Source organism: Dyella agri (assembly GCF_044904705.1).
In the GTDB taxonomy this organism is placed as follows: Bacteria; Pseudomonadota; Gammaproteobacteria; order Xanthomonadales; family Rhodanobacteraceae; genus Rhodanobacter_A; species Rhodanobacter_A agri.
Genome location: NZ_JADIKL010000005.1, coordinates 141298 through 167122, shown reverse-complemented (window position 1 = coordinate 167122; position 25825 = coordinate 141298). Strand labels below are relative to the sequence as shown.

Genomic DNA, 25825 nt, shown 5'->3' with positions numbered 1-25825 from the left:
CAGCGGATTTTTCGCCGGAGGGGCCGCTGCCGATCAAGCCGCAGCGGCCGCCCCGATCAGCGCCGTGGCGAGGCCTTGCTGGCGGAAAGCGTCACGGCGTGTTCGCCCATGTCCACCTGCAGCGGGAACACCTGGGGCAAGGCGTGCAGCCAGCTATCGATCTCGTCGGTCCTGACCGTGCCGGTAAAGCTGAAACCGGCCAGGCCGCTGCCGTCCAGCCGCACCGGCCGGCGGCTGTAGCGATTGACGTTGGCGATCACCACGGCCAGCGGTTCGCCGACGAACTCCAGCCGGTCGCTGCGCCAGCCGGTTGCCTGCTCCGGCGTAACCGTACCGACGCTCAACGCTTGCGCAACCGGATCCCAGGCCACGCGCTGACCGGCTCCGGCATCCACGCCGCGGCCTGTTGCCGCGCCGCCCTGCCCGGTGACGCGTACCTCGCCCTGGGTCACCGCCACCGCCACCTCGCGCCCGGTGCGGCGCACGTCGAAGGCCGTGCCGATGTCGCGCACAGTGATGTCGCCGGCACCGACCTCGAAGGGACGCCGTGCATCGTGCACCACCTGGAAGTACGCCTCGCCTGCCTCCAGCACCACGTGGCGCTGGTCGCGGCTGAAGCGCACGCTGAGGCGGCTGGCGCCACCCAGCGCCACCTTGCTGCCGTCCGCCAGCACGATGTCGCGGTTCTGTCCGGTCGCGCTCGCATAGATCGCCGGCGCCGCCATATCGCCCGCAAGGCGTCCCCAGACCAGGAAACCCGCACCGACCGCCACCGCCACCACGGCAGCCGCTGCGGCCAGCGGCTGCCAGCGCCGGGGCGGTGTGGCGGCGAATGCGAATTCGTCCAGCAGCCGGCGACGCGCGGCCGTGTCCAGCGTGCCCAGCCGTTCGCCGAACGCGCTGACGTATTCGAAGGCCGCCAGATGGCGGTCATCCTGCGCCGTCCAGTCCAGCCATTGCTCCGTGGTGGCCTCGGCACCGTGCGGATCGCGCAGGCGCGTCCACCAGTCGGCTGCGGCCAGCAATACTTGTTCGTCAGGATGTTGGGGGGTGTTGGCCATCACGGCATCTCCCTTTCTTCGACCCGCGTGCGGCAATGAGCCAATGCGCGCGTGACGTGGTAGCGCACCATGCGGGCGCTGAGTTTCATGGATTGCGCGATTGCTTCGAAATCGCGCCCCTCGATCGCGTGCAACACAAACGCGCGGCTGGTCTTGGCCGGCAATTCGCGCAGCGCCGCGTGCAGTTCACGCCACTGTTCGGCCACCACGACCTGGCGCTCGGGTACTGGCGCCAGGTGCAGTTCCGGCTCCGGTTCCAGGTGCTCGACCGGGCCCCCCTCGCGCAGCTTGCGCATGCGCAGCCGGTCGACCGCGAGGTTCCCCGCGATGCGGAACAGGAAGGCACGCAGGGAATCGATCTGTTCGGGATGTTCCAGCGTGAGCATGCGTACGTAGGCTTCCTGCGCCAACTCCTGCGCGTCGGCCAGCGAGCCGAGCCGGCATTGCAGGAATGCCAGCAGCGCGCGGTTGTGTTCGCGGAACAGCGCAGCGACCCGGGACGCATGCCCGGGCAGCGTTGCGACGTCGGCAATGGGGTCTGTTTGGTTCATGAGGCTTCCACACAAACTCCCTGGAACAGATGACGGGAACCCGATACTTCGGGCTGTTGCACACGCAATCGATGCAGCTCCGGCGGCGTACCCAGCGCCTCGAGCAGCATGCGTTCGGCGTCCATGCGCAAAGCTTCGCGCTTGCGGAACGCGGAACGGTGCTGGCTCGGCACGTCGGCCACGGTCTTGCGCTCCGGCTGCACCGGCAACTCGTACCAGCCGCCGTCGACCGCCCTGCCCTGCTGCTCCTGCCAGAACGCATCGTAATCCGCCACGAAGCGGCGGCGTGCATTGCACAGGGGGTGTACTGCATTCCCGACCGCCAGCAACCGTGTCATGCCCCAGTGTCGCGCCAGCTCCTGGACCAGCGCCAGCATCAGGCACTTCGGGCGCATGCCGTGCATATGGCGCGTCAACTCGCGCACCGCTTCCTTGGCCGTGGCGCCAACCGGCCCCTGGATGCAGCCGATCGCCAGGGTCGGGTGCTCGTCGATCACCGTGACCACGATGCGGTACAGCGGATTGCCGAGTTCGTCGGCGAGCTGGATGCACAGCTCGCCCTCGCAACCAAGGAAGATCGGCGGCCGCAGGCTCAGGATCAGCCGGCTGCCGTCCTTCAGCTCGAGCAAGCCCAGCGGCGCGCCGCCCTCGGCGTAGATGGCGCGAAACAGCGGCACGGGCATGACCGCGAGCAAGTGTCGGTAATGCTGCTGGATCGCTCGCAGGCGCTGCTGGCGCCCCCAGCTCAGGTTGATATAGCGGTGCAGGTGGCGTTCCAGCATGCGCGGATCGCGGCGCCGGAACGCCTGCAACGCCGGCTGGCTTTCGATGAAAGCCAGATGCTTGGTGTGTTGCCGGAACATCAGCAGGCTGCGGGCCATGTATTTGGCCGCCAGCAGCGCACGCTTGCCCACGTCGCCGCGCCAGTCGAAGCGGTCACGCAGCGAACGAAACAGACTCGCCGCCATCAGCGAGCCAGCGGATTCCGTCGGCTCGTGGCGGTACCAGTCGCGATGGATGACCAGCAGCTCAGGAGCGGCAGCATGCCGCTTCGCCAGCCAGTCGGCCATCGGCACGACGCTGGCCGCATCGCGCAGGGAGGGTTGCATTTTGTCCAAGATCATCGACCCGCATCAATTACGTCAGCTACAGGACGTTTGCGGCCATGAAAATTGAAATGCCCGGGGTGCGATCACCCGCTTTTCATGCGAAAAGCCCCGGACCAGGCCGGGGCTTTTCGTCGTGCCTTGCGCTGCCGGACGGGATCAGCTTTCGTCCGCGCCCGTTTCCGGCGCCGCGGTACCTTCGGGCGATGCATCCCCGTTGGCCTCCCCGGCTTCCTCGCCGTTCTCTTCTTCGGCCTCCAGCCGCACCACGCTGACCAGCGACTCCTCGGTCGGCAGGCGGATCAGGGTGACGCCCTGCGCGATGCGGCCGACCTTGGCGATTTCCGCAGCGCGCGTGCGCACCAGGGTGCCCTGGTCGGAGATCAGCATGATCTCGTGCGTTTCGTCGAGGGAGACGGCACCGACCAGGTTGCCATTGCGTTCGGAGCACTGGATGCCGATGACGCCCTGGATGCCGCGGCCCTTGCGCGGATACTTCGACAACGGTGTGCGCTTGCCGTAGCCGCGTGCGGTCGCGGTAAGCACGTAGGTCTCCGACGGCGACACGGACCCTTCGGCCAGATCCTCCGCCTCGTCCGCCTCGTCGTCGCCAGCGGCCTGCTCGGCCGCATGCTCCACCACGAGCAGAGACACGACCTGCGCCCCTTCGGCAAGACGGATACCGCGCACGCCGGTGGCGGTGCGGCCCATGACGCGCACTTCGCCCTCGGCGAAACGCACGGCGCGGCCGTTGGAGGCGAACAGCATCACGTCGCTGTTGCCGTCGGTGAGTTCCACGTTGACCAGCGCGTCGCCCTCGTCGAGGTTGATCGCGATCTTGCCCTTCTGCAGCTGGAACGCGAATTCGCTGAGCGGGGTCTTCTTCACCGTACCCTGCCTGGTGGCGAAGAACACGTAGCGGTCCTCGCCGTATTCGCGCACCGGCAACACGGCCTGCACCTTCTCGCCCGCGGCCAGCGGCAGCAGGTTGATGATGGGCTTGCCGCGCGCGCCCGCACCCGCCTCAGGCATCTGGTAGACCTTGAGCCAGTACACGCGGCCGGTGCTGGTGAAGGTGAGCAGCGTGTCGTGGGTGTTCACCACCCACAGCCGCTCGACGAAATCCTCGTCCTTCAGCGCGGAGGCGGAACGCCCCTTGCCGCCACGGCGCTGGGCGCGGTACGTGCTGGCCGGCTGACGCTTGATGTAGCCGCTGTGCGACAGCGTGACGACCATGTCTTCCGGCGCGATCAGGTCGAGGACGTTCAAGTCCTCCTGCGAATGCTGGATCTCGGTGCGGCGCGCGTCGCCGAACTCGTTCTTGACCGTCTCCAGTTCCTCGCGGATCACCGCAAGCAGGCGCTCGGGGTTCTCCAGGATCTCGATCAGGCCGCGGATGGTTTCCAGGATCTCGCGGTATTCGTCGGAGAGCTTCTCCTGCTCCAGGCCGGTGAGGCGGTGCAGGCGCATCGCCAGGATTTCCTGGGCCTGCACCTCGGAGAGCTGGTAGCCCTCGGGCTTGAGGCCGTCGCGCGGGTCCATGTCCTCCGGCCGCGAAGCCTCGGCGCCGGTGGCGGCGAGCAGCGCGCCCACCATGCCCGGCTGCCACTTGCGCGCCAGCATGCGTTCGCGCGCTTCCTGCGGCGAAGCCGAGGTCTTGATCAGCTCGATCATCTCGTCGATGTTGGCGAGCGCGACAGTGAGGCCTTCCAGGATGTGGGCGCGGGCGCGGGCCTTGCGCAGCTCGAAGATGGTGCGGCGGGTCACCACCTCGCGGCGGTGGCGGATGAAGGCCTCGAGGATGTCCTTGAGGTTCAGCAGGCGCGGCTGGCCGTCCAGCAAGGCCACCATGTTGATGCCGAAGGTGACCTGCAGCTGGGTCTGCTGGAACAGGTTGTTCAGCACCACGTCGGCCATCGCGTCCTTGCGGATCTCGATGACGATGCGCATGCCGTCCTTGTCGGACTCGTCGCGCAGCTCGCTGATGCCTTCGAGCTTCTTTTCCTTGACCAGTTCGGCGATCTTCTCGATCAGCCGCGCCTTGTTCACCTGGTAGGGCAGCTCGTGGACGAGGATGGTCTCGCGCCCATTGCTCTCGGTCTCGATCTCGGTCTTGGCGCGCACCAGGATGCGGCCGCGGCCGGTGCGGTAAGCCTCGACGATACCGGACGAGCCGTTGATGATGCCGGCGGTCGGGAAATCCGGACCCGGGATGTAGTGCATCAGATCGGCGATCGACAGGGTCGGCTCGTCGATCAGCGCGATGGTGGCGGAAACCACCTCGTTGAGATTGTGCGGCGGCACGTTGGTCGCCATGCCCACTGCGATACCCGCCGAACCGTTGATCAGCAGGTTCGGCACGCGGGTGGGGAGTACCAGCGGCTCGTGTTCGCTCTCGTCGTAGTTCGGACCGAAGTCGACAGTGTCCTTGTCGATGTCGGCCAGCAGCTCTTGCGTGAGGCGTGACATGCGCACTTCGGTGTAACGCATGGCGGCGGCATTGTCGCCATCGACCGAACCGAAGTTGCCCTGGCCGTCGACCAGCATGTAACGCAGCGAAAACGGCTGCGCCATGCGCACGATGGCGTCGTAGACCGACGAGTCGCCGTGCGGGTGGTATTTACCGATCACGTCGCCGACCACGCGGGCCGACTTCTTGTAGGGCTTGTTCCAGGCGTTGCCCAGCTCGTTCATCGCGAACAGCACGCGGCGGTGCACCGGCTTCAGGCCGTCGCGCACATCCGGCAGCGCGCGGCCTACGATCACGCTCATCGCGTAGTCGAGATAGCTCTGGCGCATCTCGTCTTCGATGTTGACGCGGATGACTTCTTTGGCGAGTTCTGCCATCAATCGGCTTCCCTGATGAGCGAGGAGGAGCGCACCGCACGCATGCCCGCGGGCGCATGAAAATCAACCGGTCGAGTGTAGCACGACCCCACCATTTCCGCCCGCCGAAAGGCGAAAACTAAGCTTTATGTTTCAACACCTTGCGCAATGATTGCGCATGCCGTGCAAGACCCGCGTGCGCACGGCTCCGCCGGCACGCCGCGGAGGCCGTTTTCAAGCGCCGAACAGCGCCCGCATCGAGGCTTCGTCCGGCCGCTCGATCACGCCGCGCTCGGTGACGATGGCGTCGATCAGGCTGGCCGGCGTGACGTCGAACACCGGGTTCCACGCTTCGGCGCCTTCGACCACCACGCGCCGGCCGCCGATACCCAGCAACTCGGCCGGGTCGCGCAATTCGATCTCGATCGCCTCGCCCGAGGCCGTCGCCATGTCCACCGTGGAGGACGGCGCCGCGACCATGAACTTCACGCCGTGGTGCTTCGCCGCGATCGCCAGCTGGTAGGTGCCGATCTTGTTCGCGGTGTCGCCGTTCGCGGCAATCCGGTCGGCGCCCACGATCACCCACTGCACCGCCCCCGACTTCATCAGGTGCGCGGCGGCCGAATCGGCAATCAGCCGGGCGGGAATACCGTCACGCACCAGCTCGTACATGGTGAGCCGCGCGCCCTGCTGCCAAGGCCGCGTCTCGCCCGCGAAGACATTGGCAATCCGCCCCTGCGCCACGCCGGCGCGGATCACGCCCAACGCGGTGCCGAAGCCCGCGGTAGCCAGCGAGCCGGTGTTGCAATGGGTGAGCACGCCCGAGCCTGACGCGATCAACGCAGCGCCCAGCTCGCCCATGTGGCGGTTCGCCGCCAGATCCTCGTCCTGGATCGCCTGCGCCTCGCGTTCCAGCGCAGGCGCATCGGCGCCCGCGGCAATACGCGCCTTCATGCGATCCAGCGCCCACATCAGGTTCACCGCGGTAGGCCGCGCCGCGCGCAATTGCGCCAGTGCGGCATCCAACGGCGCGCCCTGTTGCGCCGCCAGCACCACGCCCCACGCTGCGGCGATGCCGATGGCCGGGGCGCCACGCACGGCGAGATCCCTGATGGCCTGCGTCACGGCGGCGGCATCGCGGCAATCGATCCAGCGCTCCTCCTGCGGCAACAGGCGCTGATCGAGCAAACGGAGGTGGTCGCCGCGCCATTGCACGGCGCGGACGCGGTCGTAACGGTCGTAATCCATCGGAATGTTCGTATCGTGAAACGGTGGGAAATCAGGGCGATTCCGGCATCACCAGCCAGAAAATCAGATAGATCAGGATGCCCGAGCCGCCCAGCAGGGTGAGGATGATCCAGGCTACCCGTACCAGGGTCGGGTCCCAGCCAAGGTATTCGGCGATGCCGCCGCAGACACCGGCCAGCATGCGGTTCTGGCGGGAACGGCAGAGACGTTTTTCCATGCTCGTGAATCCTGGTGGAAAGAGGGTCAGTCGCGCGCGCGCAACCACTGGTGGATCGCTGGCGGCACGTCGCGTTGCGCACGGCCGGAGACGTAGATGCCGATGTGACCGCCCTTGAACGCCAGCTCGGTGTAGTCGGTGGTTCCCACCCGCCGACCCAGCGCGCGCGAGGCATCGGGTGGCACCAGGTGATCCTGCTCGGCATAGATGTTCAGCACCGGCTGGCTGAGCATGCCCAGATCCACCTCGCGGCCGCCGATGACCAGGCCGCCCTTCACCAGCTTGTTGCCCTGGTAGAAGTCTTTGATGAACTGGCGGAAGGCCTCGCCGGCCTGGTCGGGCGAATCGAAGATCCAGCGCTCCATGCGCAGGAAATTCTCCAGCTCCACCGGCTTGTCGAGGATGTCGACCAGGCCTACGTACTTCTGCTGGTTCAGCCGCACTGGCTTGAGCGTGAGGTAGACCCAGTTCATCAGCATCGCCGGCACGTTGCCGAGGGTGTCGACGAACAAGTCCGCGTCCAGTTCGCGGCACCAGTGCGAAAGCATGTTGTCCGGCGTCTGGAAGTCCACCGGCGTGACCATCGTGACCAGGTTCTTCACCTTGTCCGGATACATCGCGCCGTAGCACAGCGAGAACGCGCCGCCCTGGCAGATGCCGAGCAGGTTGATCGCGCCCAGGCCATGGCGCCCGCGCACCGCATCCACGCAGCGGTCGAGATAGCCGTTGAGATAGTCGTCCAGCGTCAGCCAGCGGTCGGCGCCGTCGGGGTAGCCCCAGTCGATGAGGTAGACATCCTCGCCCTGCGCCAACAGGTTGCGCACCAGCGAGCGGTCGGGCTGCAGGTCGGTCATCCACACCGTGTTGACCAGCGCGTAGACGATCAGCGTAGGTGTCCTTGCGGTCGGCGCGCGGTCCCCCCGCATATGCCAAAGCTTCAGCTTGTCCTCGGCGTAGACCAGCTCGCGCGGCGTGTTGGCATAGCCGGGTTCGCTCATGCCGCGCAACTGGCCCATGCCGGCGCTGAGCTTGCGCTGGAACGCGCCGATCTCCTGCATCAGCCGGGCCGGATCGAGATGGAGCGGAGTATCCATGGGCACGCCTCAGCGCTTGCGCGAACGGGTGGTGGACGAAGCCGGCTTGCCGCGCGCCGGCGTCTTCACGGCAACCGCTGCGCGCTTGGCCGCCGGCTTGGGCTTCGCAGTCGATACCGCCGGCTGCGCCGTCATGGCGGCCAGGTCGCGCTTCAATGCCGCCACCTCGCGGCGCAGCGCGAGGATTTCCGCACCGGCGTCGCTTGCGCCCTGCTTGCGCAGGTCGCGGCGCACCTGCTGCAGGCGCTCGCCCAGCGAAGAAACTTCTTCGCGAGTGGGCAGGCCCAGCTCGCGGCACAGCTGGCCGGTCTGGCGCTGCTGCAGCTGACGCACGCGCATCTGCGTGTTGACCATCTCGCCGTAAGCCGCGCGGAACTCGTCGGACAGCGCAACCTCGGCATAGGCCTCCTCGGCGGCGTCCACCCACAGGTCGTACAGCGCCTTGAGCGATTCGATCGGCGGACTCGCCGCATTGCGTTGCGCAAGCCGTGCCTGCAGGCGCTCCAGTCCTTGCGCGTTCGCGCGCTGGATCAGATCCTGGTAGCGCGCGTTCGCCTCCAGCGCCGCCTGGATCGCGGCCGCCAGCTCCTGCTGCTGCATCAGCTGCTCGCGATGCAGGCCAAAGCCCGGTACCGGGCCATTCGCAGCACCCGGCATCGCGAACCCGCCGGCTTGCACCGATTGCAGCCAAGCTTGCCACTGCTGCACGAAGCCCTGCGCGGCAGCGTTGTCGATGCCGTTGAAAGCCTGGGTGAACGGTTGGTTGCCGGAGCCCGCCCATGCCTTCAGCAAGGTCTGCCAGTCCGCACCGGGCTGGCTGGCACCGGCTGCCGCCACGCCCTGCATCCAGTCGAAGCATCCCCTCAAACCGGCCAGCGTGCGCTCCAGCGCTTCATTGCCGGCCGGCGGCGGCGCGGCGGCGGGTGGCGGTTGCAGCTGGCGCAGCCATGCATCCCAGGATTGCTGGGCGAGCACCTGCCAGTCCTTGATGAAATCGCCTGTCTGTCCGCTCATCACGCATCCTCGTCCACCGACGTTCGCATCGTAGCAAAAGCGTGTTGCAGCATGGCTTGTGCGATCGTCCCTGATCGTGGGAATCGAACGGGCAACCATCCTCGGCTGCATCGTCCCTGGTCGTGGGGGCCGAACGTGCGGCCGTCCGTGACCGCCTCCAGAAACGAACGAGGCCCGGCAATGCCGGGCCTCGTTCGCGTCGCATGCGACTCAGACTTGGGCTGCTCAGCCCTCGCCCTCGGCCACCGCCTTCATGGACAGGCGGATACGACCCTGCTTGTCCACTTCCAGCACCTTGACCTTGACGATGTCGCCTTCCTTGAGCTTGTCGGAAACCTTCTCGACGCGCTCGTTGGAGATCTGCGACACGTGCACCAGGCCGTCCTTGCCCGGCATGATGGTGACGAACGCGCCGAAATCCATCAGCTTGGCGACCTTGCCCTCGTAGATGCGGCCCGGCTCGACGTCGGAGACGATCTGCTCGATGCGCTTCTTCGCCGCTTCGCCCGCGTCGCGGTTGACCGAGGCGATGATCACGGTGCCGTCGTCGTTGATGTCGATGGTGGCGCCGGTCTCTTCGGTGATCGAGCGGATGGTGGCGCCGCCTTTGCCGATGACTTCGCGGATCTTGTCCGGGTGGATCTTGATGGTGATCAGGCGCGGCGCGTACTCGCTCATCTCGGTGCGCGCGGTGCTGAGGGCCTTGGCCATCTCGCCGAGGATGTGCAGGCGGCCGCGCTTGGCCTGGGCCAGCGCCACCTTCATGATCTCCTCGGTGATGCCGTCGATCTTGATGTCCATCTGCAGGGCGCTGATGCCCTCGGACGAACCGGCCACCTTGAAGTCCATGTCGCCGAGGTGATCCTCGTCGCCCAGGATGTCCGACAGCACGACGAAGTCGCTGCCTTCCTTCACCAGGCCCATCGCGATACCGGCCACCGGCGCCTTCAGCGGCACGCCGGCATCCATCATCGCCAGCGAGGAACCGCACACCGAAGCCATCGACGAAGAGCCGTTGGACTCGGTGATTTCCGACACCACGCGCAGCACATAGGGGAACTGGTCCAGCGACGGCTTCACTGCCTGCACGCCGCGCTTGGCGAGGCGGCCGTGGCCGATCTCGCGACGCTTCGGCGCGCCGAAGCGGCCAGCCTCGCCCACCGAGAACGGCGGGAAGTTGTAGTGGAACAGGAACGGATCCTTCGACTCGCCGCCGGGCGCGTCGATGATCTGCGCGTCGCGCGTGGTGCCCAGGGTGACCACCACCAGCGCCTGCGTCTCGCCGCGGGTGAACAGCGCCGAGCCGTGGGTGCGCGGCAGCACGCCCACGCGGGCGGTGATCGCGCGCACGTCGTCGAGCTGGCGGCCGTCGATACGCACCTTGGTCTTCAGCACGCTGTCGCGCAGGGTGCGGTACTCGAGCTCGCCGAATTCCTTCGCAAGCTCGGCCTTGTCCCAGCCCTTCGCTTCGACGTCGGCCTTCAACGAGTCCATCACGTCAGCCTTGATCGCGGCGATCGCGTCGCGGCGCTGCAGCTTGTCGCGCACCTGGAAGGCGGCTTCCAGCTTGTCGCCGACGGCGCCCTTGAGCGCGGCAACCAGCGACTCGTTGCGGGCCGGCGGCTGCCAGTCCATCGACGGGCGGCTGGCTTCGGTGGCCAGCTCGGCGATCGCACGGATCGCGACCTGCATCTGCTGGTGACCGAACACCACGGCACCGAGCATCACATCCTCGGACAGCAGCTCGGCCTCGGACTCCACCATCAGCACCGCACCGGCGGTACCGGCGACGACCAGGTCCAGCTGCGAGCTGGCCAGTTCGGTGGCGGTCGGGTTCAGCAGGTACTGGCCGTTGGCGTAGCCGACGCGGGCGGCGCCGATCGGGCCCTTGAACGGGATGCCGGCGAGGCTCAGGGCGGCAGAGGCGCCGAGCAGGGCCGGGATGTCGCCGTCGATCTCGGGGTTGAGCGAGATGACCTGGGCGATCACCTGGACTTCGTTCTTGAAGTCTTCCGGGAACAGCGGGCGCACCGGACGGTCGATCAGGCGCGAGGTCAGCGTCTCCTTCTCGGTCGGACGGCCTTCGCGCTTGAAGAAGCCGCCCGGGATGCGACCGGCCGAGTAGAACTTCTCGACGTAATCGACGGTGAGCGGGAAGAAATCCTGACCTTCCTTCGCCTTGGCCGCGGCCACCGCGGTGACCAGCACTACGGTGCCACCCATGCTGACCATGACCGCGCCGGATGCCTGGCGGGCGATTTCGCCCGTCTCCAGCGTGACTTCGTGATTACCGTACTGGAATGACTTGGTTACTTTCGCCACGATGATTTCCTGCCTTTTTGAAGAGTGCGGCCATGGATGGCCGCCTCTTGATCTTTGCGTTCACGGGCGAACGCAGAACCTTTGGAGAGTGCGGCCACGGATGGCCGCCCTTTTTACTTTCGCGTTCAGGACGAACGCAAAAGTTACCTCCGGAGGCCGAGACGCTCGATCAGGCTCTGGTAACGGGCCAGGTCGCGGTCCTTGAGGTAGGCGAGCAGGCTCTTGCGGCGGTTCACCAGCTTCAGCAGGCCGCGGCGGGAGTGGTGATCCTGCTTGTGCGACTTGAAGTGGTCGGTGAGGTGGTCGATGCGGGCGGACAGCAGCGCCACCTGCACTTCGGTGGAGCCGGTGTCGTTCGGCACGCGGCCGAAGTCGGTGATGATCTTGCCGGTCTGTTCTGCGGTAAGGGACATGGTGATACCTGTTTCCTTGAAAATGCGATGCGAAGCTTGCGTTTGCGCCACCGGGAGTGACGCAAGCGCAAGCTTCGCCTGATGGATGAAAGTACTGGAATAACTTGCTTATTCTAGCGGCGGCAAGGCCCTTGCAACAAGGGCGAAAGGGGCCGAAATGGGCTGGCTCACGGCGGCGGCAGGTTGAAACCGCGCAGGATGCGGCTGCGCCCGTCCGCATCCAGCTCCAGCAGCGCCAGCAAGCCGCCGTCGCTGGCAAAGGCGGCGCGGCGCCCGGCGCCCCCGGCCACCACGATGGGCTGGCCCCGTGCGATGGCCTGGCTCTGCGCCTCGTCCAGCTGCAGTTTCGGCCAGTCGCTCAGCCCCGCCGCCACCGGCAGCAGCCAGGCCAGCAAGGCCTCGTCGCCCTGCCCGGCCGCCTGCTCCAGCTGCGCCAGCGTGACCATGCGCGGTTCGCGGAACGGCTCCACCCACAGCCGCCGCAGGGCGGTGAGATGGGCGCCGCAGCCCAGTGCCTCGCCCAGATCGACCGCCAGCGAGCGCACATAGGTACCCGAGCCGCATTCCACCTCGAAAACCAAGGTATCCGCCGTACGGGAAAGCAGTTCCAACCGGTGCACTTCGATCTCGCGCGGCGGCGCCTCCACCGCCTCGCCGCGGCGCGCCTTGACGTAGAGCCGTTCGCCGCTTTGCTTCAGCGCCGAATACACCGGCGGCACCTGGACGATGCGGCCGCGCAACGGCGCCAGTGCCGCCTCGACGGCCGCGTCGTCCAGCGCCGGCACCGGCCGATGCAGCAGCGGTTCGCCTTCGCGGTCGGCCGTAGTCGTGGTAACGCCCAGCCGGCACTCGGCCCGATAAGCCTTGCTTGCGCCGAGCAGGTTGCCGGCCAGCTTGGTGGCCTCGCCGAAGCACAGCGGCAGCAGGCCGGTGGCCATCGGATCGAGTGCGCCGGTATGGCCGCCCTTGGCGGCGCGGAACAGGCGGCGTACCGATTGCAGGGCCTCGTTGGAACTCAGGCCTTCGGGCTTGTCGAGCAGCACGATGCCGTGCAGATCGCGCCAGGCGATGCGGGGGAGCTTGCGTTCGCGGGGCATGGAACTCGGGTTACGACTCGTCGTCCGACGACGCCATGTCGCCCGCATTGCGCAGCAGCGCGTCGATGCGTTCGCCCTTGTCCACCGAGTCGTCGTACTTGAAGCGCAGCTCCGGCACCCGCCGCAACCGCATGCTGCGCGACAGCGAGCGACGGAATTCGTGCGCCAGCGTGTTGAGCGCTTTCACCGTTGCCGCCGACTGGTCGGGCAGCAGCGCGGTCACCCACACCGAGGCGAAATCGAGGTCGCGGCTCACTTCCACGTCCGACACGCTGCACGACGGCAAGCCATGGTCGCGCACCGCGGCATGCACCAGCAGACCCAGCTCGCGGCGCAGTTCGGCGCCTACGCGGTCGGTACGTTTGAAGTCACGGGAGGGCATCAGAAACTCCGAAGACGAAATCCCTTCTCCCTTCGGGAGAAGGTGCCCCGACCTGCAAACGCCTGGAGCGTTTGCGGAACGGCTTAAGCCGGCCCCGTCAGGGGTGAGCACCACGGATGGTGCGAATAAAGGGCGGATGAGGGTTCACGGCCCTGCACGAAGTTCCATGCAAGCCCTGAACCCTCACCCCACCCCCTCTCCCGAAGGGAGAGGGGGTCAAGACATTACAAGGTGCGGGCGACTTCGATCCTTTCGAAGCACTCGATCTGGTCACCGACCTTGACATCGTTGTACTGCTTCACGGCGATACCGCACTCCATGCCGTTGCGCACTTCGTCGACCAGGTCCTTGAAGCGGCGCAGCGACTCCAGCTCGCCCTCGAACACCACGGTGTTGTCGCGCAGCACGCGGATCGGCTTGCTGCGCTTGACGTGGCCTTCGACGACCATGCAGCCGGCGACCGCACCGAACTTGGAGCTGCGGAACACCTCGCGCACCTGGGCGATACCGATGATTTCCTCGCGGATCTCCACGCCCAGCAGACCCGAAGCCGCCTGCTTCACCTGGTCGATCACGTCATAGATGATCGAGAAGTAGCGCACATCCAGGCCGGCGGTGTCGATCACCTTGCGCGCCGAAGCATCGGCACGCACGTTGAAGCCGATCACCAGTGCCTTGGAGGCCGCGGCCAGCGTCGCGTCGGACTCGGTGATGCCGCCGACGCCGGCGGAAATCACGTTGACCTTGACGTTCTCGTTGCCGATCGAGCCCAGCGACTCGCGTAGCGCCTCGACCGAACCCTGCACATCGGCCTTGACCAGGATGTTGAGCGTCTGCTGCCCGGCACCCTGGCCCATCTGTGCCATGATGTCCTCGAGGCGGTTGGCCTTGCTGACCATGCGCGTCTCGCGGCGCTTCTGCTGGCGTTCGGCGGCCACCTGCTTGGCCAGTTTCTCGTCGGCCACCACCACGAAGTCGTCGCCCGCCTCCGGCACGCCGGAGAGGCCCAGCACCTGCACCGGGATCGAGGGACCGGCTTCCTGCACGGTTTTGCCGGTCTCGTCGACCAGCGCACGCATGCGGCCGTATTCGATGCCGCAGACCACGAAGTCGCCGCGCTTCAGCGTGCCCTGCTGCACCAGCACGGTGGCGACCGGACCGCGGCCCTTGTCGAGGCTGGATTCGATCACCACGCCCGAAGCCGGGCCGTCGACCACGGCGGTGAGCTCCATCACCTCGGCCTGCACCGAGATGGCGTCGAGCAGTTCGTCGACGCCCATGCCGGTCTTGGCCGACACCGGCACGAACGGCGTGTCGCCACCCCACTCTTCCGGAATCACTTCCAGGTTGCCGAGGCCTTGCTTGACGTGGTCCGGATTGGCGTCGGACTTGTCCATCTTGTTGAGCGCGACGATCAGCGGCACCTTGGCGGCGCGCGCGTGCTGCACGGCTTCTGCCGTCTGCGGCATCACACCGTCGTCGGCCGCGACCACCAGCACCACGATGTCGGTGGACTGCGCGCCGCGGGCACGCATCGCGGTGAACGCGGCGTGGCCGGGGGTGTCGAGGAAGGTGATCACGCCCTTCGGCGTCTCCACGTGGTAGGCACCGATGTGCTGGGTGATGCCGCCGGCTTCGCCCGAGGCGACCTTGGTGCGGCGGATGTAGTCCAGCAGCGAGGTCTTGCCGTGGTCGACGTGGCCCATGATGGTGACCACCGGCGGACGCGGCTCCTTCTCGCCATCCAGCTCCGCGCTCTGGGTGTGCGCGGCCAGTGCGGCTTCGGCGTTGTTGGCGTTGGCCTCGACCATCTTGTGGCCGAGCTCCTCCACCACCAGCGCAGCGGTGTCGTGATCGATGGTCTGGTTGATGGTAGCCATCACGCCCATCTTGAACAGCGCCTTGACCACCTCCGAACCCTTGACCGCCATCTTCTGCGCCAGCTCGGCGACCACGTTGGCGTCGCCCACGACGACTTCGCGCACCACCGCGGCGGTGGGACGGGTAAAGCCATGCGCACCGGCAGCCGGCGACCCGCCGCGCGCGACTTCGCGCACGGCGCCCTTGCCGGGCTTGCCACGCTTGCCGCTGGAACGGCGGGCGCGGTCGGCATCGCTCAGGTGCAGCTCGCCGCCGGCGAAACGCTTGCCGCCGACCACGTCGTCGCGGTCACGGCCGGTGCCGCTGCCGTGGCGGGCCTTGCCGCGCGCATCGCCAGACGCCGCCGGCGCGGCGGGGCGCGCGGGTGCCGGCGCGGGAGCGGGCGCAGGCGCCGGCTTGACCAGTTTTTCGCGCTTGCGCGGCTCGTGCACCTGCGGAACGATCATGCCAAGGCCGCGCGTATCGAGGCGCTGCACCACAGGCTGCGCTTCGATGGCGGGCGCAGGGCTGCCGCTTGGGGCGGCGACCGGTTCAACGGCTTCCGGCGCCGGCTCGGCGACTTCCTCGGGTTCGCTCGCGGCTTCGGCAGCAGCGGCGGCAGCCTCGGCCTCGACCTGGCGACGGTGCGCCTCGGCTTCTTCCTGGGCGCGCTGCTGTTCTTCCAGCGCGCGCTGCTGCGCTTCCTGCTTGCGTTGCTCGGCCTCGTGGCGATCCTGTTCTTCCTGCTTGCGCTGCTCGCGGGATTCGGCGAGCTTGCGCACGGCCTCCTCGCGCTCGGGCTCGGCGCTCGCTTCTTCGGCGATCACGCTGCGCTTGACGTAAGTGCGCTTGGCGCGCACCTCGACGTTGACCGTCTTGGCCGTGCTGGCTGCACCGCGGCCGCCCGGCGTGGAAACCTTGAGCTCGCCCACGGTACGGCGCCGCAGCGTGATCTGGCGCGGCGCGCTGTCGGCGACTTCCACGGCCGGCTCGTTCTTGCCGTGGGTGCGCCGCAGGAAGCCCAGCAGCTTCACCTTCTCGGTGCTGCTGATGACCTGCTCCGGATCGGAGAATTTCATGCCTGCCTCGCCAAGCTGACCCAGCAGCTTGTCGACCGGCATGCCCAGCACCTGGGCGAGTTGTTTGATCGTGACATCCGACATCGTGTTCTTTCTCCGCCGTTCCCGCGCTTGTCGTCCGTGCGGCCTGGCCTGCACGTACACCGCCATCCCTGGTGGAAGGCTTTCGGCCTTCCTCGGCGCGCCCATCCCGGGCGCGGCCGTTCGCGGTTAGCCGCCCTTCTCCAGTTGTTCGATCATCGGCGCACGTGCCGCCATGATCAGTGACGCGGCACGCTCTTCGGTCATGCCTTCGATATCGATCAGGTCGTCCACCGCCTGGTCGGCAAGATCGTCGACCGTGACCACGCCGCGAGCCGCCAGCGCATAGGCCGTGGTCTCGTCCATACCCTTCAGCTCAAGCAATTCTTCGCTGGGCTGGTGCTCGTCGATGGTCTCCTCGACGGCCAGCGCCTCGGTGAGCAGCGCATCGCGGGCGCGGGCACGCAGTTCCTCGACGATGTCCTCGTCGAAGCCCTCGACCGCCAGCAGCTCGGCGCTGGGCACGTAGGCGATTTCCTCGACGCTGGAGAAGCCTTCCTGCACCAGGATGTTGGCGATCTCCTGGTCCACTTCGAGCTTGTCCATGAACAGCTGGCGCGCGGCCTCCTGCTCGGCCTCGCTCTTGGCGGCGACCTGGTCCTGCGTCATCACGTTGAGCTGCCAGCCGGTGAGCTTGCTGGCGAGGCGCACGTTCTGGCCACCGCGGCCGATCGCCTGGGACAGCTTGTCCTCGGCCACCGCGATGTCCATCGAGTGCTTGTCCTCATCCATGATGATGGACTGGACCTCGGCCGGCGCCATCGCATTGATGACGAACTGCGCCTGGTTCTCGTGCCACAGGATGATGTCCACGCGCTCGCCGTTGAGGTCGTTGGACACCGCCTGCACGCGCGAACCGCGCATGCCGATGCAGGCGCCGATGGGATCGGTGCGGCTGTCGTGGGCCACTACGGCGATCTTGGCGCGGTCGCCCGGATCGCGGGCGCAGCCCTTGATCTCGACCAGACCCTGGCCGACTTCCGGCACTTCCAGCTTGAACAGCTCGATCATGAATTCCGGCGCCGCGCGCGACACGAACAGCTGCGGCCCGCGCACCTCGGACTTCACCTCGAACAGGTAGCCGCGCACGCGGTCGCCCACGCGCACCGACTCGCGCGGAATGGTCTTGTCGCGCGGGATGAAGGCCTCGGCGTTGCCGCCGAGGTCGAGGTAGATGTTGCCGCGCTCGACACGCTTGACGATACCGGTGATCAGCTCGCCGACGCGATCCTTGTAGGCATCCACCACCTGCTGGCGCTCGGCCTCGCGCACGCGCTGCACGATCACCTGCTTGGCGGCCTGTGCCGCGATGCGGCCGAACTCGGCGTTCTCGATCTGCGTCTCGATGTACTCGCCCACCTGGGCGTCGGCACGCTCGTCCACCGCGTCCATCAGGCGCAGCTGGTAGAACGGCGACTCCATCTCGCCGTCGTCGGCGATGATCTCCCAGCGGCGGAATGTCTCGTAGTCGCCGGTGTCGTGGTCGATCGCCACGCGGATATCCGGCTCCTCGTCGGGGTAACGCTTCTTGGCGGCGGAAGCCAGCGCAGCCTCCATCGCTTCGAAGATCACCTCGCGCGGCACGCCCTTCTCGTTGGCAACCGCGTCGACCACCAGCAAAAGCTCTTTGCTCATTGCAGCAACTCCATGGGCGCCCACCGGCGACCGCTCGATAACTTGAATTTTTGCGCTCGTCCCTGGAACGCGAGAATCACCAAGCGGCCACCCACGGCCGCACTCTTCAATTACTTTTGCGTTCGTCCTTGAACGCGAAGGTCAAGAAGCGACCATCCATGGTCGCACTCTTCAATGACGCTTCAATCAACCCGCTTCTTGCTGGGGGCTTTGCCGGGCTTGGGCTTGGGCGCGTAGCCCAGCGCCATCCAGTCCGGCACCACCCGTGCGCTTTCCACCTGTGCATGCTCGAAGGCAAACACCTTGCCCTCGGCCTCCAGCGAAATGTGCTCGCCCTCCACCGCCAGCAGCTTGCCGCGCAGGCGACGACGCCCTTCCAGCGGCGCGCGCAGCAGCAGCTTCACCTCCTGCCCGATCACTCGCGCGAACTGCGCGGCGGTGAACAGCGGACGGTCGAGGCCGGGCGAAGAGACCTCCAGCGTGTAATGGCCGGGGATCGGATCTTCCACGTCCAGCAGCGCGGAAAGCTCGCGACTGGCTGCCTCGCAATCCTCGATGCCCACCTCGCGGCGCTCGCCATCGGCATCGGCAGCGCCCGCGGGAATGTCGAGATAGACACGCAGGGTACTCTGCCCCTGCGACGGCGTGAATTCCACGCCCAGGCATTCCAGGCCGAGATCGGCCAGGACGGTGCTGAAGCGTTGTGCGAGTGCGTGCGTGTCCATCAATACGATTCCAGCAATACGATTCCAGGTCGCAAAAACAAAAAATGGGCTCAAGCGGCCCATTCCCTGCTCCTTGCCGGAGCGTCCTCGCCGATGTCCCGACTCCAGGCAGCCCCTCCGGCGCCTGCGCGCGACGTGAGCCGCAGCAGGCACGGCGCATCCTGCGCCCAACAAAAAAGCCTCACGAGGAGGCTTTCTTGTCCAAGAAAGATCTGGTAGCGGGGGCAGGATGCGGTCTCCATCTGATCAATCGAGACCCTCAAACCGCCGCTTGGCCGCATCAGAGTTCGCGAAGCATAACTGGAACGGCATCGCATCGCAAGGCGGCACCCCGCCGCGCCCGCGCGCGTCGGGCCCGCGCAGCCAAACCGGGACTGCCTTCTGCATCGCGGGACGAAACGGCTCGGCAGTCCACTGCGCACGACGCGACGAACCAGGCGATACCTCCTCACACAAGTCTTCGCAACACGCCAAACTGCGAGACTGTTTCAGTTGCACGACGATACGCCTGCGGCGAGGCGATACGTACGCGGATGGATCGTCCACGCGACCGTCCGCGACGGCACCGGACCCGCGAGCCCGAACGATGTCCGGTTCGCGACTCCCACGCACAAGATAAGCCGGCGTGAAATTTCACATTAACGACCGCCACGCGACACACGGCATAAATCCAATGCCTGCGCGCGATTAGCGGTCATGGGGCGGAGCATTTGGCTGCTGTTCACTGACTTGCAATCCGAACGTGCAATCATCGGTCCTCCTCATTTAGGTCTGTCGACGTCAGACCATTTCCGGCTCGTGTAATCGCCACACCAGCACTCCCGTGTAACGCCGGAAACGAAATAACAAGCAGGCCACCACTACCGGCCTGTCGCTCGTTATCGATCCTCTCATTGAGAGGCGCAATTTAATTCGAAACAGGGCCACGAAACTCACCATGTGTGGGTTTACTGAAAATTTGCCGGAGGTAGAGACCGCCATTTCTAGCATCCTTGGATCGACGCTGACTCGGGATTCGGGAGTATGACGGCGCTGTGTTTGATCGGATATTGATCGTCTGCATGGGTAATGTCTGCCGCAGCCCTACGGCGGAATACCTTTTTCGACAGCGCATGAGTTCACGTCAAGCTGCCTTCAGCAGCGCGGGGCTTTGCGCGCCCGTCGGAAGGCCCATGGACGCAACCGCCCTGCAGCTGCTCGCCGAAAGCGGCATTGACGGGGCAATGCATCGCGCCCGTCAGCTCACTCCGTTGATGCTGCGTGAAGCCGATTTGGTATTGGGCATGGAAAAGAGCCAAGTCGCGGCAATGATTCATCTTGCGCCGGAAATTCGCGGCAAGGTCTATCTACTGGACAAATGGGTGGATGAAGACGACATCCCCGACCCTTATCGACAGAATCGCAGCACTTTCGAATATGTCCACGAAATGATCGCGAGAGGAGTAGACAGCTGGAAAACTTATCTGTGAATCCTGTTTTCATGTCATCAGATGGCAATCCATATGACTAACGCCCTTGAACCCGTGCAACGTGATAACGAAATCGACCTTGGCGAATTGCTGGGAACACTTCGCGATCACAAATGGCTTATCGGCCGCATCATTGGCTTTTTCGTGGCTCTCGGCATTATCTATGCCATCGTGGCCACGCCTGTCTATCAGGCCAGCTCGACAGTACAGGTAGAGCAGAAGGTCCCGGACCTGCCTGGCTTGAGCGCACTCAGCCAGACGCTCGGGGCGGAAGATCCCGAGGCAACCACCCAATCCGCGCTGATCACCTCGCGCATGGTGCTCGGCGCCGCGGTCGACAAGCTAGGACTCACCATCGAAAGTGGCCCTAAGCGCTTCCCCCTGTTCGGAAACTTCATTGCGCGTCTCTATGCCTCGCACAACCCCGGCAAGGTGGCCGCACCCTGGTTCGGGATGAACGGCTATGACTGGGGCGGCTCGAAACTGGACATTTTCCAGCTGGATGTGCCTGACGCCCTGCTGGACAAGCCGCTGAACCTTATCGCCGGCGAAGACGGCGGCTACGTTCTGCTGGACGACAACGGCGACGTCCTGCTCAGCGGCAAGGCGGGGCAATCCGCCAGCGGTCGCGGCGTAACCATCCAGATCAAGACCTTGCTCGCCAACCCGGGCATGCGCTTCCGTGTCATCCGCCACCGCCAGCTGACCGTGATCAACGGATTGCAGCAGGCCATCAACGTCACCGAGCAGGGCAAGGATTCGGGCATCCTGCAGATGACCTACGACAATTCCGATCCCGCGCTGGCCACCAAGCTGCTCGGCCAGGTCGGCGAGCTCTACGTGCTGCAGGATGTGGACCGCAACTCTGCCGAGGCGGCGAACAGCCTGAAATTCGTCCGGGAGCAGCTCCCCAATGTGCGCAAGGCCCTGGAACAGGCCACGGCGGCGTTGAACGCCTATCAGATCAAGGCGCACTCGGTCGACATCAGCATGCAGACCCAGAGCCTGCTGAACCAGGAAGTCGCCATCCAGACCAACCTGCAGCAACTGCAGCTGCAGCAAGCGGACATGCAACGGCAATACACGCCTGAGCACCCTGCCTACAAGTCATTGATGAAGCAGATCGGCCAACTGCAAGCGCAGAAAGGTGCGATCGACAAAAAGGTGGGCAGCCTGCCGGACACCCAACAAGAGCTGCTGAAGCTGAATCGCGATGTGCAGGTCAGCAACGACACCTACACCGGCCTGCTCAACCAGGCGCAGCAGCTGGACATCGCCCGCGCGGGCACGGTGGGCAACGTGCGCATCGTGGACAGCGCCGCCGTGGACGTCACTCGACCGGTGTGGCCGAAAAAGCTGATCGTGGTGATGGGCAGCGCGTTCCTCGGCGCGTTCGTGGCCCTGGTATGCGTCTTCGTCCGCCGCATGCTCAATCGCAGCATCGAGGACCCGGCCGCCATCGAACGGATCGGCCTGCCGGTGTACGCCACCATCCCGGTCAGCCTGCGCGAGCAGTCACTGCAAGGCAAACGCCTGCACGGAAGCGGCAAGCAGCGCCTGCTGGTTGTGGACGCGCCGGCGGACCTGGCCGCCGAAGCCTTGCGCAGCCTGCGTACCAGCCTTCATTTCGCCCGCCTGGAAGCGAAGAACAACGTGCTGATGATCTCCGGGCCCAGCCCGGATGTCGGCAAGACCTTCGTTGCCGCCAACCTTGCCGCCGTCATCGCGCAAAGCAACCAGCGGGTGTTGCTGATCGACGGCGACATGCGCATGGGCACGCTGCACAGGATCGTGGGCAGCAGGTCCGAGGTCGGCCTTTCCGAACTGATTTCCGGCCAGGCGGACCTAGCCGAGGCGACGCACCAGATCGGCCCGCTGGAGAACCTGCATTTCATCGCACGCGGCAAGGTGCCGCCGAATCCTTCCGAGCTGCTGATGAACGCCCGGTTCTCCGCGCTGATCGACCATCTGAAGCTGATGTACGACCTGATCATCATCGACACGCCGCCGATCCTGGCGGTGACCGATGCGGCCGTCATCGGCCACCACGCCGGCACCGCCCTGCTGGTGGTGCGCTTCGGGCTCAACCAGCCGCGCGAGATCGCGCTGGCCAGGCAGCGTTTCGAACAGAACGGCGTCCCGATCAAGGGAGCCATCTTCAACGCCGTAGAGAAGCGCAGCGGCGGCTACTACACCTACGCCTACTACGGCGTCGGCAAGGCACTCCAATGACGGCCCGCGGCAGTACCCGCGCGGCTCGCGGCGAGGCGGGCGTCATGCACCGGGAGAACGCATGACGGCTGCGCCTCCGATCGATCGGCGCGACGCCGCCAACGCCCCCCGGACCCACGCAGGATCAGCGTCATGCCAAGCCTGAAGAACTTTGCCCTCATCGGCGCCGCCGGCTATATCGCCCCACGCCACATGCAGGCCATCAAGGCCACGGGCAACCGGCTGTTGGCCGCGTTCGACCCGAACGATTCGGTGGGCATCATCGACAGCCATTTTCCGGATGCCGACTTCTTCACCGAATTCGAGCGCTTCGACCGGCACGTCGATCTGCGCCGGCGTGCGAAGAACGGCGGCCAGATCGATTACGTCGCCATCTGCTCGCCGAACTACCTGCACGACTCGCACATGCGTTTCGCCCTGCGCTCCGGCGCGCATGCGATCTGCGAGAAGCCGCTGGTGCTCAATCCGTGGAATATCGACGGACTGGTGGAGATGGAACGGGAAACCGGCAAGCGCATCAACACCATCCTGCAGCTCCGCCTGCACCCGGCGATCATCGCCCTGCGCGACAAAGTCCGGAACGGACCGGCACACGGCAAGCACGAGGTCGACCTCGCCTACGTCACCTCGCGCGGCCACTGGTACCTGCAGAGCTGGAAGGGCGACACGAAGAAGTCCGGCGGCATCGCCACCAACATCGGCGTGCATTTCTTCGACATGCTGCATTACATCTTCGGGGCGCTGCAGATCAACGTAGTGCACTTGTGCGACGACACCAAAGCGGCCGGCTACCTCGAATACGAGAATGCCCGCGTGCGTTGGTTCCTTTCGGTGGACGTCGAGGACATGCCCGCCGCGCAACGCGTTGCCGGCCAGCGCACCTTCCGCTCGATCACGGTGGACGGCGAGGAGATCGAGTTTTCCGGCGGTTTCACCGACCTGCACAACCGCAGTTACGAGGAAATCCTCGCCGGCCACGGCTTTGGCCCGGAAGAAAGCCGCACTGCCATCGATACCGTGGCGGCGATCCGCAACAGTCAGGCCGCCCCATCCGCGGACAACGCCCACCCCTTCCTGAAACGACAAGCCTGAAGAGTGAACCGCATGGACTACTACCTTCACCCTTCCGCCATTGTCGACGAAGGCGCCCGGATCGGCGCCGGCTCGCGCGTGTGGCACTTCGTGCACGTCTGCGCCGGCGCGCACATCGGCCGGGAGGTCTCGCTGGGCCAGAACGTATTCGTCGGCAACAAGGTCGTCATCGGCGACCGCTGCAAGATCCAGAACAACGTGTCGGTGTACGACAACGTGACGCTGGAGGAAGGGGTCTTCTGCGGTCCCAGCATGGTGTTCACCAATGTCTACAACCCGCGCTCGTTGATCGAACGCAAGGACGAATACCGCGACACCGTGGTCCGCCGCGGCGCCACCCTGGGCGCCAACTGCACCATCATCTGCGGCATCACCATCGGCGAGTTCGCCTTCATCGGCGCCGGCGCGGTGGTCAATCGCGACGTACCGGCCTATGCCCTGATGGTGGGTGTGCCTGCCCGCCAGGTCGGCTGGATGAGCGAGTTCGGCGAACGACTGAAGCTGCCGCTGGAAGGCCATGCCGAGGACGTCTGCGCGCACAGCGGCGCACGCTATGTGCTGGATGGCCGCACGCTGCGCAGGCAGGAGGCGGCCGAATGATCGACTTCATCGATCTCAAGGCGCAGCAAGCCCGCATCAGGCAGGAGATCGATGCCGGCATCCAGCGCGTGCTGGCGCATGGTCAGTACATTCTCGGGCCGGAAGTGACCGAGCTGGAAGAGAAACTTGCCGCCTTCGTCGGCGCCCGGCATTGCATCAGCTGCGCGAACGGCACGGACGCCTTGCAGATCGCACAGATGGCGCTGGGCATCGGCGCTGGCGACGAAGTCATCACACCGGGCTTCACCTACATCGCCACCGCAGAGACGGTGGCCTTGCTTGGTGCCCGGCCGGTGTACGTCGATATCGATCCGCGCACCTACAACCTCGATCCCGCCAAGCTCGAAGCGGCGATCACCCTGCGGACACGCGCGATCATTCCGGTGTCGCTCTACGGGCAGTGCGCGGATTTCGACGCCATCAACGCGATCGCGGACCGGCATGGCATTCCGGTGATCGAGGATGCCGCGCAGAGTTTCGGCGCGCGCTACAAGGGACGACGCTCGTGCAATTTGAGCATGATCGCCTGCGCCAGCTTCTTTCCGAGCAAGCCGCTGGGTTGCTATGGCGATGGCGGCGCGATTTTCACCAACGATGACCAGCTCGCCGTGGCGATGCGGCAGATCGCGCGCCACGGCCAGGATCGCCGCTACCACCATGCCCGCGTCGGCGTGAACAGCCGACTGGATACGCTGCAGGCGGCCATCCTGCTGGCCAAACTGGAGATTTTCGAGGACGAAATCGAGTTGCGGCAGCGGGTGGCCGCCCGCTACGGCGCGCTGCTCGCCGAGAGCGACGTTGCCGCCCCGCCCTATATCGAACCGCACAACACCAGCGTCTACGCCCAATACACCGTTGGCGTGGACGACCGCGAATCGGTGCAGGCGCGCATGAAGGACGCCGGCATTCCCACCGTGGTGCATTACCCGATTCCGATCAACAAGCAACCGGCGGTGGCGGATGCCGGTGCACAGCTTCCAGTGGGCGACGCAGCCGCCAGGCGGGTGCTCAGCTTGCCCATGCACCCCTACCTGACGGAATCGCAGCTAAGCCTGGTCGTGGAAAACCTCGCCATGGCGCCGGTGAGGTAGGCCTGCGCATGCTCGATCTGCTCGCCAGGCTGATAAGCGGCTCCGTCGATTGGGCGCAGCGCAGGAGTCACGCCCGCCGGATGCGGAAGTACGACGGCATATCGCCGCGCGCCACGATCGGTCTGGGATCGAAGCTGATCGGCCCGAAGCAGCATTTCCTGATCGGCGAGCAGAGTTATCTCAACCAGGCGCACTTGTCATGTGGCGCACATTCCAAAGTGATCATCGGCCGCAGCTGCGCCATTGGCTACAACGTGTCGATCAAGGCGATCACGCACTCGCAGGACAAGCCGACCAACAACGCAGCCGGCCCGATCGTCCACCTGGAGCGCGACATCGTCATCGGCGACGACTGCTGGATAGGCGACAACGTCTACATCCGGGAGGGCGTCACGCTGGGCAACAACGTGATCGTCGGCGCCAATTCCGTGGTGACGCGCTCGGTACCGGACAACCAGGTGATTGCCGGCGTGCCGGCAAGGGTGATCAGGGAGCGATGACATGCAGGTGTTGACCCACACTTCCGGCTATCCGCGCAAGCCGCGTGGCGACGGCCATGGCTTCAAGACATGGCAGCGCTTGGCGCATCGACACGGAGGCGAAGTCGACGCGCCCCGTCCTTCATGGCAA

The 25825-nt window shown here is 65.9% G+C and carries 21 protein-coding genes; 6 read left to right on the top strand and 15 right to left on the bottom strand.

Annotated features, from left to right (window positions below):
• Window positions 1-56: 56 nt before the first annotated feature.
• The 15 genes from ISP14_RS11185 to ISP14_RS11115 all read right to left on the bottom strand — a co-directional run bounded on the left by ISP14_RS11185 (window position 57) and on the right by ISP14_RS11115 (window position 18711).
• A complete protein-coding gene (locus ISP14_RS11185; RefSeq protein ID WP_404539602.1) occupies window positions 57-1061 on the bottom strand; it encodes a FecR family protein in 1005 nt (334 codons plus the stop codon).
• Window positions 1061-1612 carry an RNA polymerase sigma factor gene (locus ISP14_RS11180; protein ID WP_404539599.1) on the bottom strand — a complete coding sequence of 184 codons (552 nt, stop codon included), beginning with the start codon at window positions 1610-1612 and terminating at the stop codon, window positions 1061-1063. The genes ISP14_RS11185 and ISP14_RS11180 overlap by 1 nt, the downstream gene beginning before the upstream one ends.
• The gene (locus ISP14_RS11175) at window positions 1609-2736 is read right to left on the bottom strand and encodes a VirK/YbjX family protein (protein WP_404539597.1); all 1128 of its coding nucleotides are present in this window, start codon (window positions 2734-2736) and stop codon (window positions 1609-1611) included. The genes ISP14_RS11180 and ISP14_RS11175 overlap by 4 nt, the downstream gene beginning before the upstream one ends.
• A 141-nt stretch (window positions 2737-2877) precedes the next feature.
• On the bottom strand, window positions 2878-5565 hold the full coding sequence (gene gyrA, locus ISP14_RS11170; protein ID WP_404539595.1) for a DNA gyrase subunit A: 2688 nt from the start codon (window positions 5563-5565) through the stop codon (window positions 2878-2880).
• 213 nt (window positions 5566-5778) lie between these two features.
• Entirely contained in the window at window positions 5779-6792 is a 1014-nt protein-coding gene (mtnA, locus tag ISP14_RS11165) for an S-methyl-5-thioribose-1-phosphate isomerase (protein WP_404539592.1), read from the bottom strand.
• Window positions 6793-6823: 31 nt separating this feature from the next.
• Complete coding sequence (locus tag ISP14_RS11160; RefSeq protein WP_404539590.1) at window positions 6824-7009, bottom strand: PspC domain-containing protein; 186 nt, start codon at window positions 7007-7009, stop codon at window positions 6824-6826.
• Window positions 7010-7035: 26 nt separating this feature from the next.
• The gene (gene phaC, locus ISP14_RS11155) at window positions 7036-8103 is read right to left on the bottom strand and encodes a class III poly(R)-hydroxyalkanoic acid synthase subunit PhaC (protein WP_404539587.1); all 1068 of its coding nucleotides are present in this window, start codon (window positions 8101-8103) and stop codon (window positions 7036-7038) included.
• Between the two features lie 9 nt (window positions 8104-8112).
• Entirely contained in the window at window positions 8113-9117 is a 1005-nt protein-coding gene (locus tag ISP14_RS11150) for a poly(R)-hydroxyalkanoic acid synthase subunit PhaE (protein WP_404539584.1), read from the bottom strand.
• A 225-nt stretch (window positions 9118-9342) separates the two neighbouring features.
• A complete protein-coding gene (gene pnp, locus ISP14_RS11145) occupies window positions 9343-11439 on the bottom strand; it encodes a polyribonucleotide nucleotidyltransferase (RefSeq protein ID WP_404539581.1) in 2097 nt (698 codons plus the stop codon).
• 143 nt (window positions 11440-11582) lie between these two features.
• Window positions 11583-11852 (bottom strand): 30S ribosomal protein S15, encoded by a 270-nt coding sequence (gene rpsO / locus ISP14_RS11140; RefSeq protein ID WP_404539579.1) that lies wholly within the window; start codon window positions 11850-11852, stop codon window positions 11583-11585.
• A gap of 167 nt (window positions 11853-12019) precedes the next feature.
• Window positions 12020-12949 carry a tRNA pseudouridine(55) synthase TruB gene (gene truB / locus ISP14_RS11135; protein WP_404539576.1) on the bottom strand — a complete coding sequence of 310 codons (930 nt, stop codon included), beginning with the start codon at window positions 12947-12949 and terminating at the stop codon, window positions 12020-12022.
• A 10-nt stretch (window positions 12950-12959) separates the two neighbouring features.
• A complete protein-coding gene (gene rbfA / locus ISP14_RS11130; RefSeq protein WP_404539574.1) occupies window positions 12960-13331 on the bottom strand; it encodes a 30S ribosome-binding factor RbfA in 372 nt (123 codons plus the stop codon).
• A gap of 224 nt (window positions 13332-13555) precedes the next feature.
• Complete coding sequence (infB, locus tag ISP14_RS11125; RefSeq protein WP_404539571.1) at window positions 13556-16354, bottom strand: translation initiation factor IF-2; 2799 nt, start codon at window positions 16352-16354, stop codon at window positions 13556-13558.
• A gap of 126 nt (window positions 16355-16480) precedes the next feature.
• Window positions 16481-17986, bottom strand: coding sequence for a transcription termination factor NusA (gene nusA / locus ISP14_RS11120; protein WP_404539568.1), 1506 nt, complete (start codon window positions 17984-17986; stop codon window positions 16481-16483).
• Window positions 17987-18168: 182 nt separating this feature from the next.
• A complete protein-coding gene (locus ISP14_RS11115; protein WP_404539565.1) occupies window positions 18169-18711 on the bottom strand; it encodes a ribosome maturation factor RimP in 543 nt (180 codons plus the stop codon).
• Window positions 18712-19745: 1034 nt separating this feature from the next.
• Between ISP14_RS11115 and ISP14_RS11110 the strand changes: the two genes are divergently transcribed.
• The 6 genes from ISP14_RS11110 (at window position 19746) to ISP14_RS11085 (ending at window position 25695) form a co-directional block, all read left to right on the top strand.
• A complete protein-coding gene (locus ISP14_RS11110; protein WP_404539562.1) occupies window positions 19746-20180 on the top strand; it encodes a low molecular weight protein-tyrosine-phosphatase in 435 nt (144 codons plus the stop codon).
• Window positions 20181-20213: 33 nt separating this feature from the next.
• Window positions 20214-22412 (top strand): polysaccharide biosynthesis tyrosine autokinase, encoded by a 2199-nt coding sequence (locus tag ISP14_RS11105; protein WP_404539559.1) that lies wholly within the window; start codon window positions 20214-20216, stop codon window positions 22410-22412.
• Window positions 22413-22544: 132 nt separating this feature from the next.
• Window positions 22545-23504: a Gfo/Idh/MocA family protein gene (locus ISP14_RS11100; RefSeq protein WP_404539556.1), complete on the top strand. Its 960-nt coding sequence runs from the start codon at window positions 22545-22547 to the stop codon at window positions 23502-23504.
• Window positions 23505-23516: 12 nt separating this feature from the next.
• Window positions 23517-24104 carry a UDP-2-acetamido-3-amino-2,3-dideoxy-D-glucuronate N-acetyltransferase gene (wbpD, locus tag ISP14_RS11095; RefSeq protein ID WP_404539553.1) on the top strand — a complete coding sequence of 196 codons (588 nt, stop codon included), beginning with the start codon at window positions 23517-23519 and terminating at the stop codon, window positions 24102-24104.
• A complete protein-coding gene (locus ISP14_RS11090) occupies window positions 24101-25195 on the top strand; it encodes a DegT/DnrJ/EryC1/StrS family aminotransferase (RefSeq protein WP_404539550.1) in 1095 nt (364 codons plus the stop codon). Before wbpD ends, ISP14_RS11090 begins: the two co-directional genes overlap by 4 nt.
• Before the next feature lie 8 nt (window positions 25196-25203).
• Window positions 25204-25695 carry an acyltransferase gene (locus ISP14_RS11085; RefSeq protein WP_404539548.1) on the top strand — a complete coding sequence of 164 codons (492 nt, stop codon included), beginning with the start codon at window positions 25204-25206 and terminating at the stop codon, window positions 25693-25695.
• Window positions 25696-25825: the final 130 nt, after the last annotated feature.

What these genes read in the sequence shown, in the direction of transcription:
- ISP14_RS11115 (WP_404539565.1), bottom strand. Translation starts at nt 18,711, where the DNA reads ATGGACACGCACGCACTCGCACAACGCTTCAGCACCGTCCTGGCCGAT.
- ISP14_RS11100 (WP_404539556.1), top strand. Translation starts at nt 22,545, where the DNA reads ATGCCAAGCCTGAAGAACTTTGCCCTCATCGGCGCCGCCGGCTATATC.
- ISP14_RS11185 (WP_404539602.1), bottom strand. Translation starts at nt 1,061, where the DNA reads ATGGCCAACACCCCCCAACATCCTGACGAACAAGTATTGCTGGCCGCA.
- rbfA (WP_404539574.1), bottom strand. Translation starts at nt 13,331, where the DNA reads ATGCCCTCCCGTGACTTCAAACGTACCGACCGCGTAGGCGCCGAACTG.
- ISP14_RS11175 (WP_404539597.1), bottom strand. Translation starts at nt 2,736, where the DNA reads ATGATCTTGGACAAAATGCAACCCTCCCTGCGCGATGCGGCCAGCGTC.
- ISP14_RS11150 (WP_404539584.1), bottom strand. Translation starts at nt 9,117, where the DNA reads ATGAGCGGACAGACAGGCGATTTCATCAAGGACTGGCAGGTGCTCGCC.
- ISP14_RS11180 (WP_404539599.1), bottom strand. Translation starts at nt 1,612, where the DNA reads ATGAACCAAACAGACCCCATTGCCGACGTCGCAACGCTGCCCGGGCAT.
- nusA (WP_404539568.1), bottom strand. Translation starts at nt 17,986, where the DNA reads ATGAGCAAAGAGCTTTTGCTGGTGGTCGACGCGGTTGCCAACGAGAAG.
- ISP14_RS11085 (WP_404539548.1), top strand. Translation starts at nt 25,204, where the DNA reads ATGCTCGATCTGCTCGCCAGGCTGATAAGCGGCTCCGTCGATTGGGCG.
- ISP14_RS11090 (WP_404539550.1), top strand. Translation starts at nt 24,101, where the DNA reads ATGATCGACTTCATCGATCTCAAGGCGCAGCAAGCCCGCATCAGGCAG.
- mtnA (WP_404539592.1), bottom strand. Translation starts at nt 6,792, where the DNA reads ATGGATTACGACCGTTACGACCGCGTCCGCGCCGTGCAATGGCGCGGC.
- infB (WP_404539571.1), bottom strand. Translation starts at nt 16,354, where the DNA reads ATGTCGGATGTCACGATCAAACAACTCGCCCAGGTGCTGGGCATGCCG.
- wbpD (WP_404539553.1), top strand. Translation starts at nt 23,517, where the DNA reads ATGGACTACTACCTTCACCCTTCCGCCATTGTCGACGAAGGCGCCCGG.
- phaC (WP_404539587.1), bottom strand. Translation starts at nt 8,103, where the DNA reads ATGGATACTCCGCTCCATCTCGATCCGGCCCGGCTGATGCAGGAGATC.
- gyrA (WP_404539595.1), bottom strand. Translation starts at nt 5,565, where the DNA reads ATGGCAGAACTCGCCAAAGAAGTCATCCGCGTCAACATCGAAGACGAG.
- ISP14_RS11105 (WP_404539559.1), top strand. Translation starts at nt 20,214, where the DNA reads ATGACTAACGCCCTTGAACCCGTGCAACGTGATAACGAAATCGACCTT.
- truB (WP_404539576.1), bottom strand. Translation starts at nt 12,949, where the DNA reads ATGCCCCGCGAACGCAAGCTCCCCCGCATCGCCTGGCGCGATCTGCAC.
- ISP14_RS11160 (WP_404539590.1), bottom strand. Translation starts at nt 7,009, where the DNA reads ATGGAAAAACGTCTCTGCCGTTCCCGCCAGAACCGCATGCTGGCCGGT.
- rpsO (WP_404539579.1), bottom strand. Translation starts at nt 11,852, where the DNA reads ATGTCCCTTACCGCAGAACAGACCGGCAAGATCATCACCGACTTCGGC.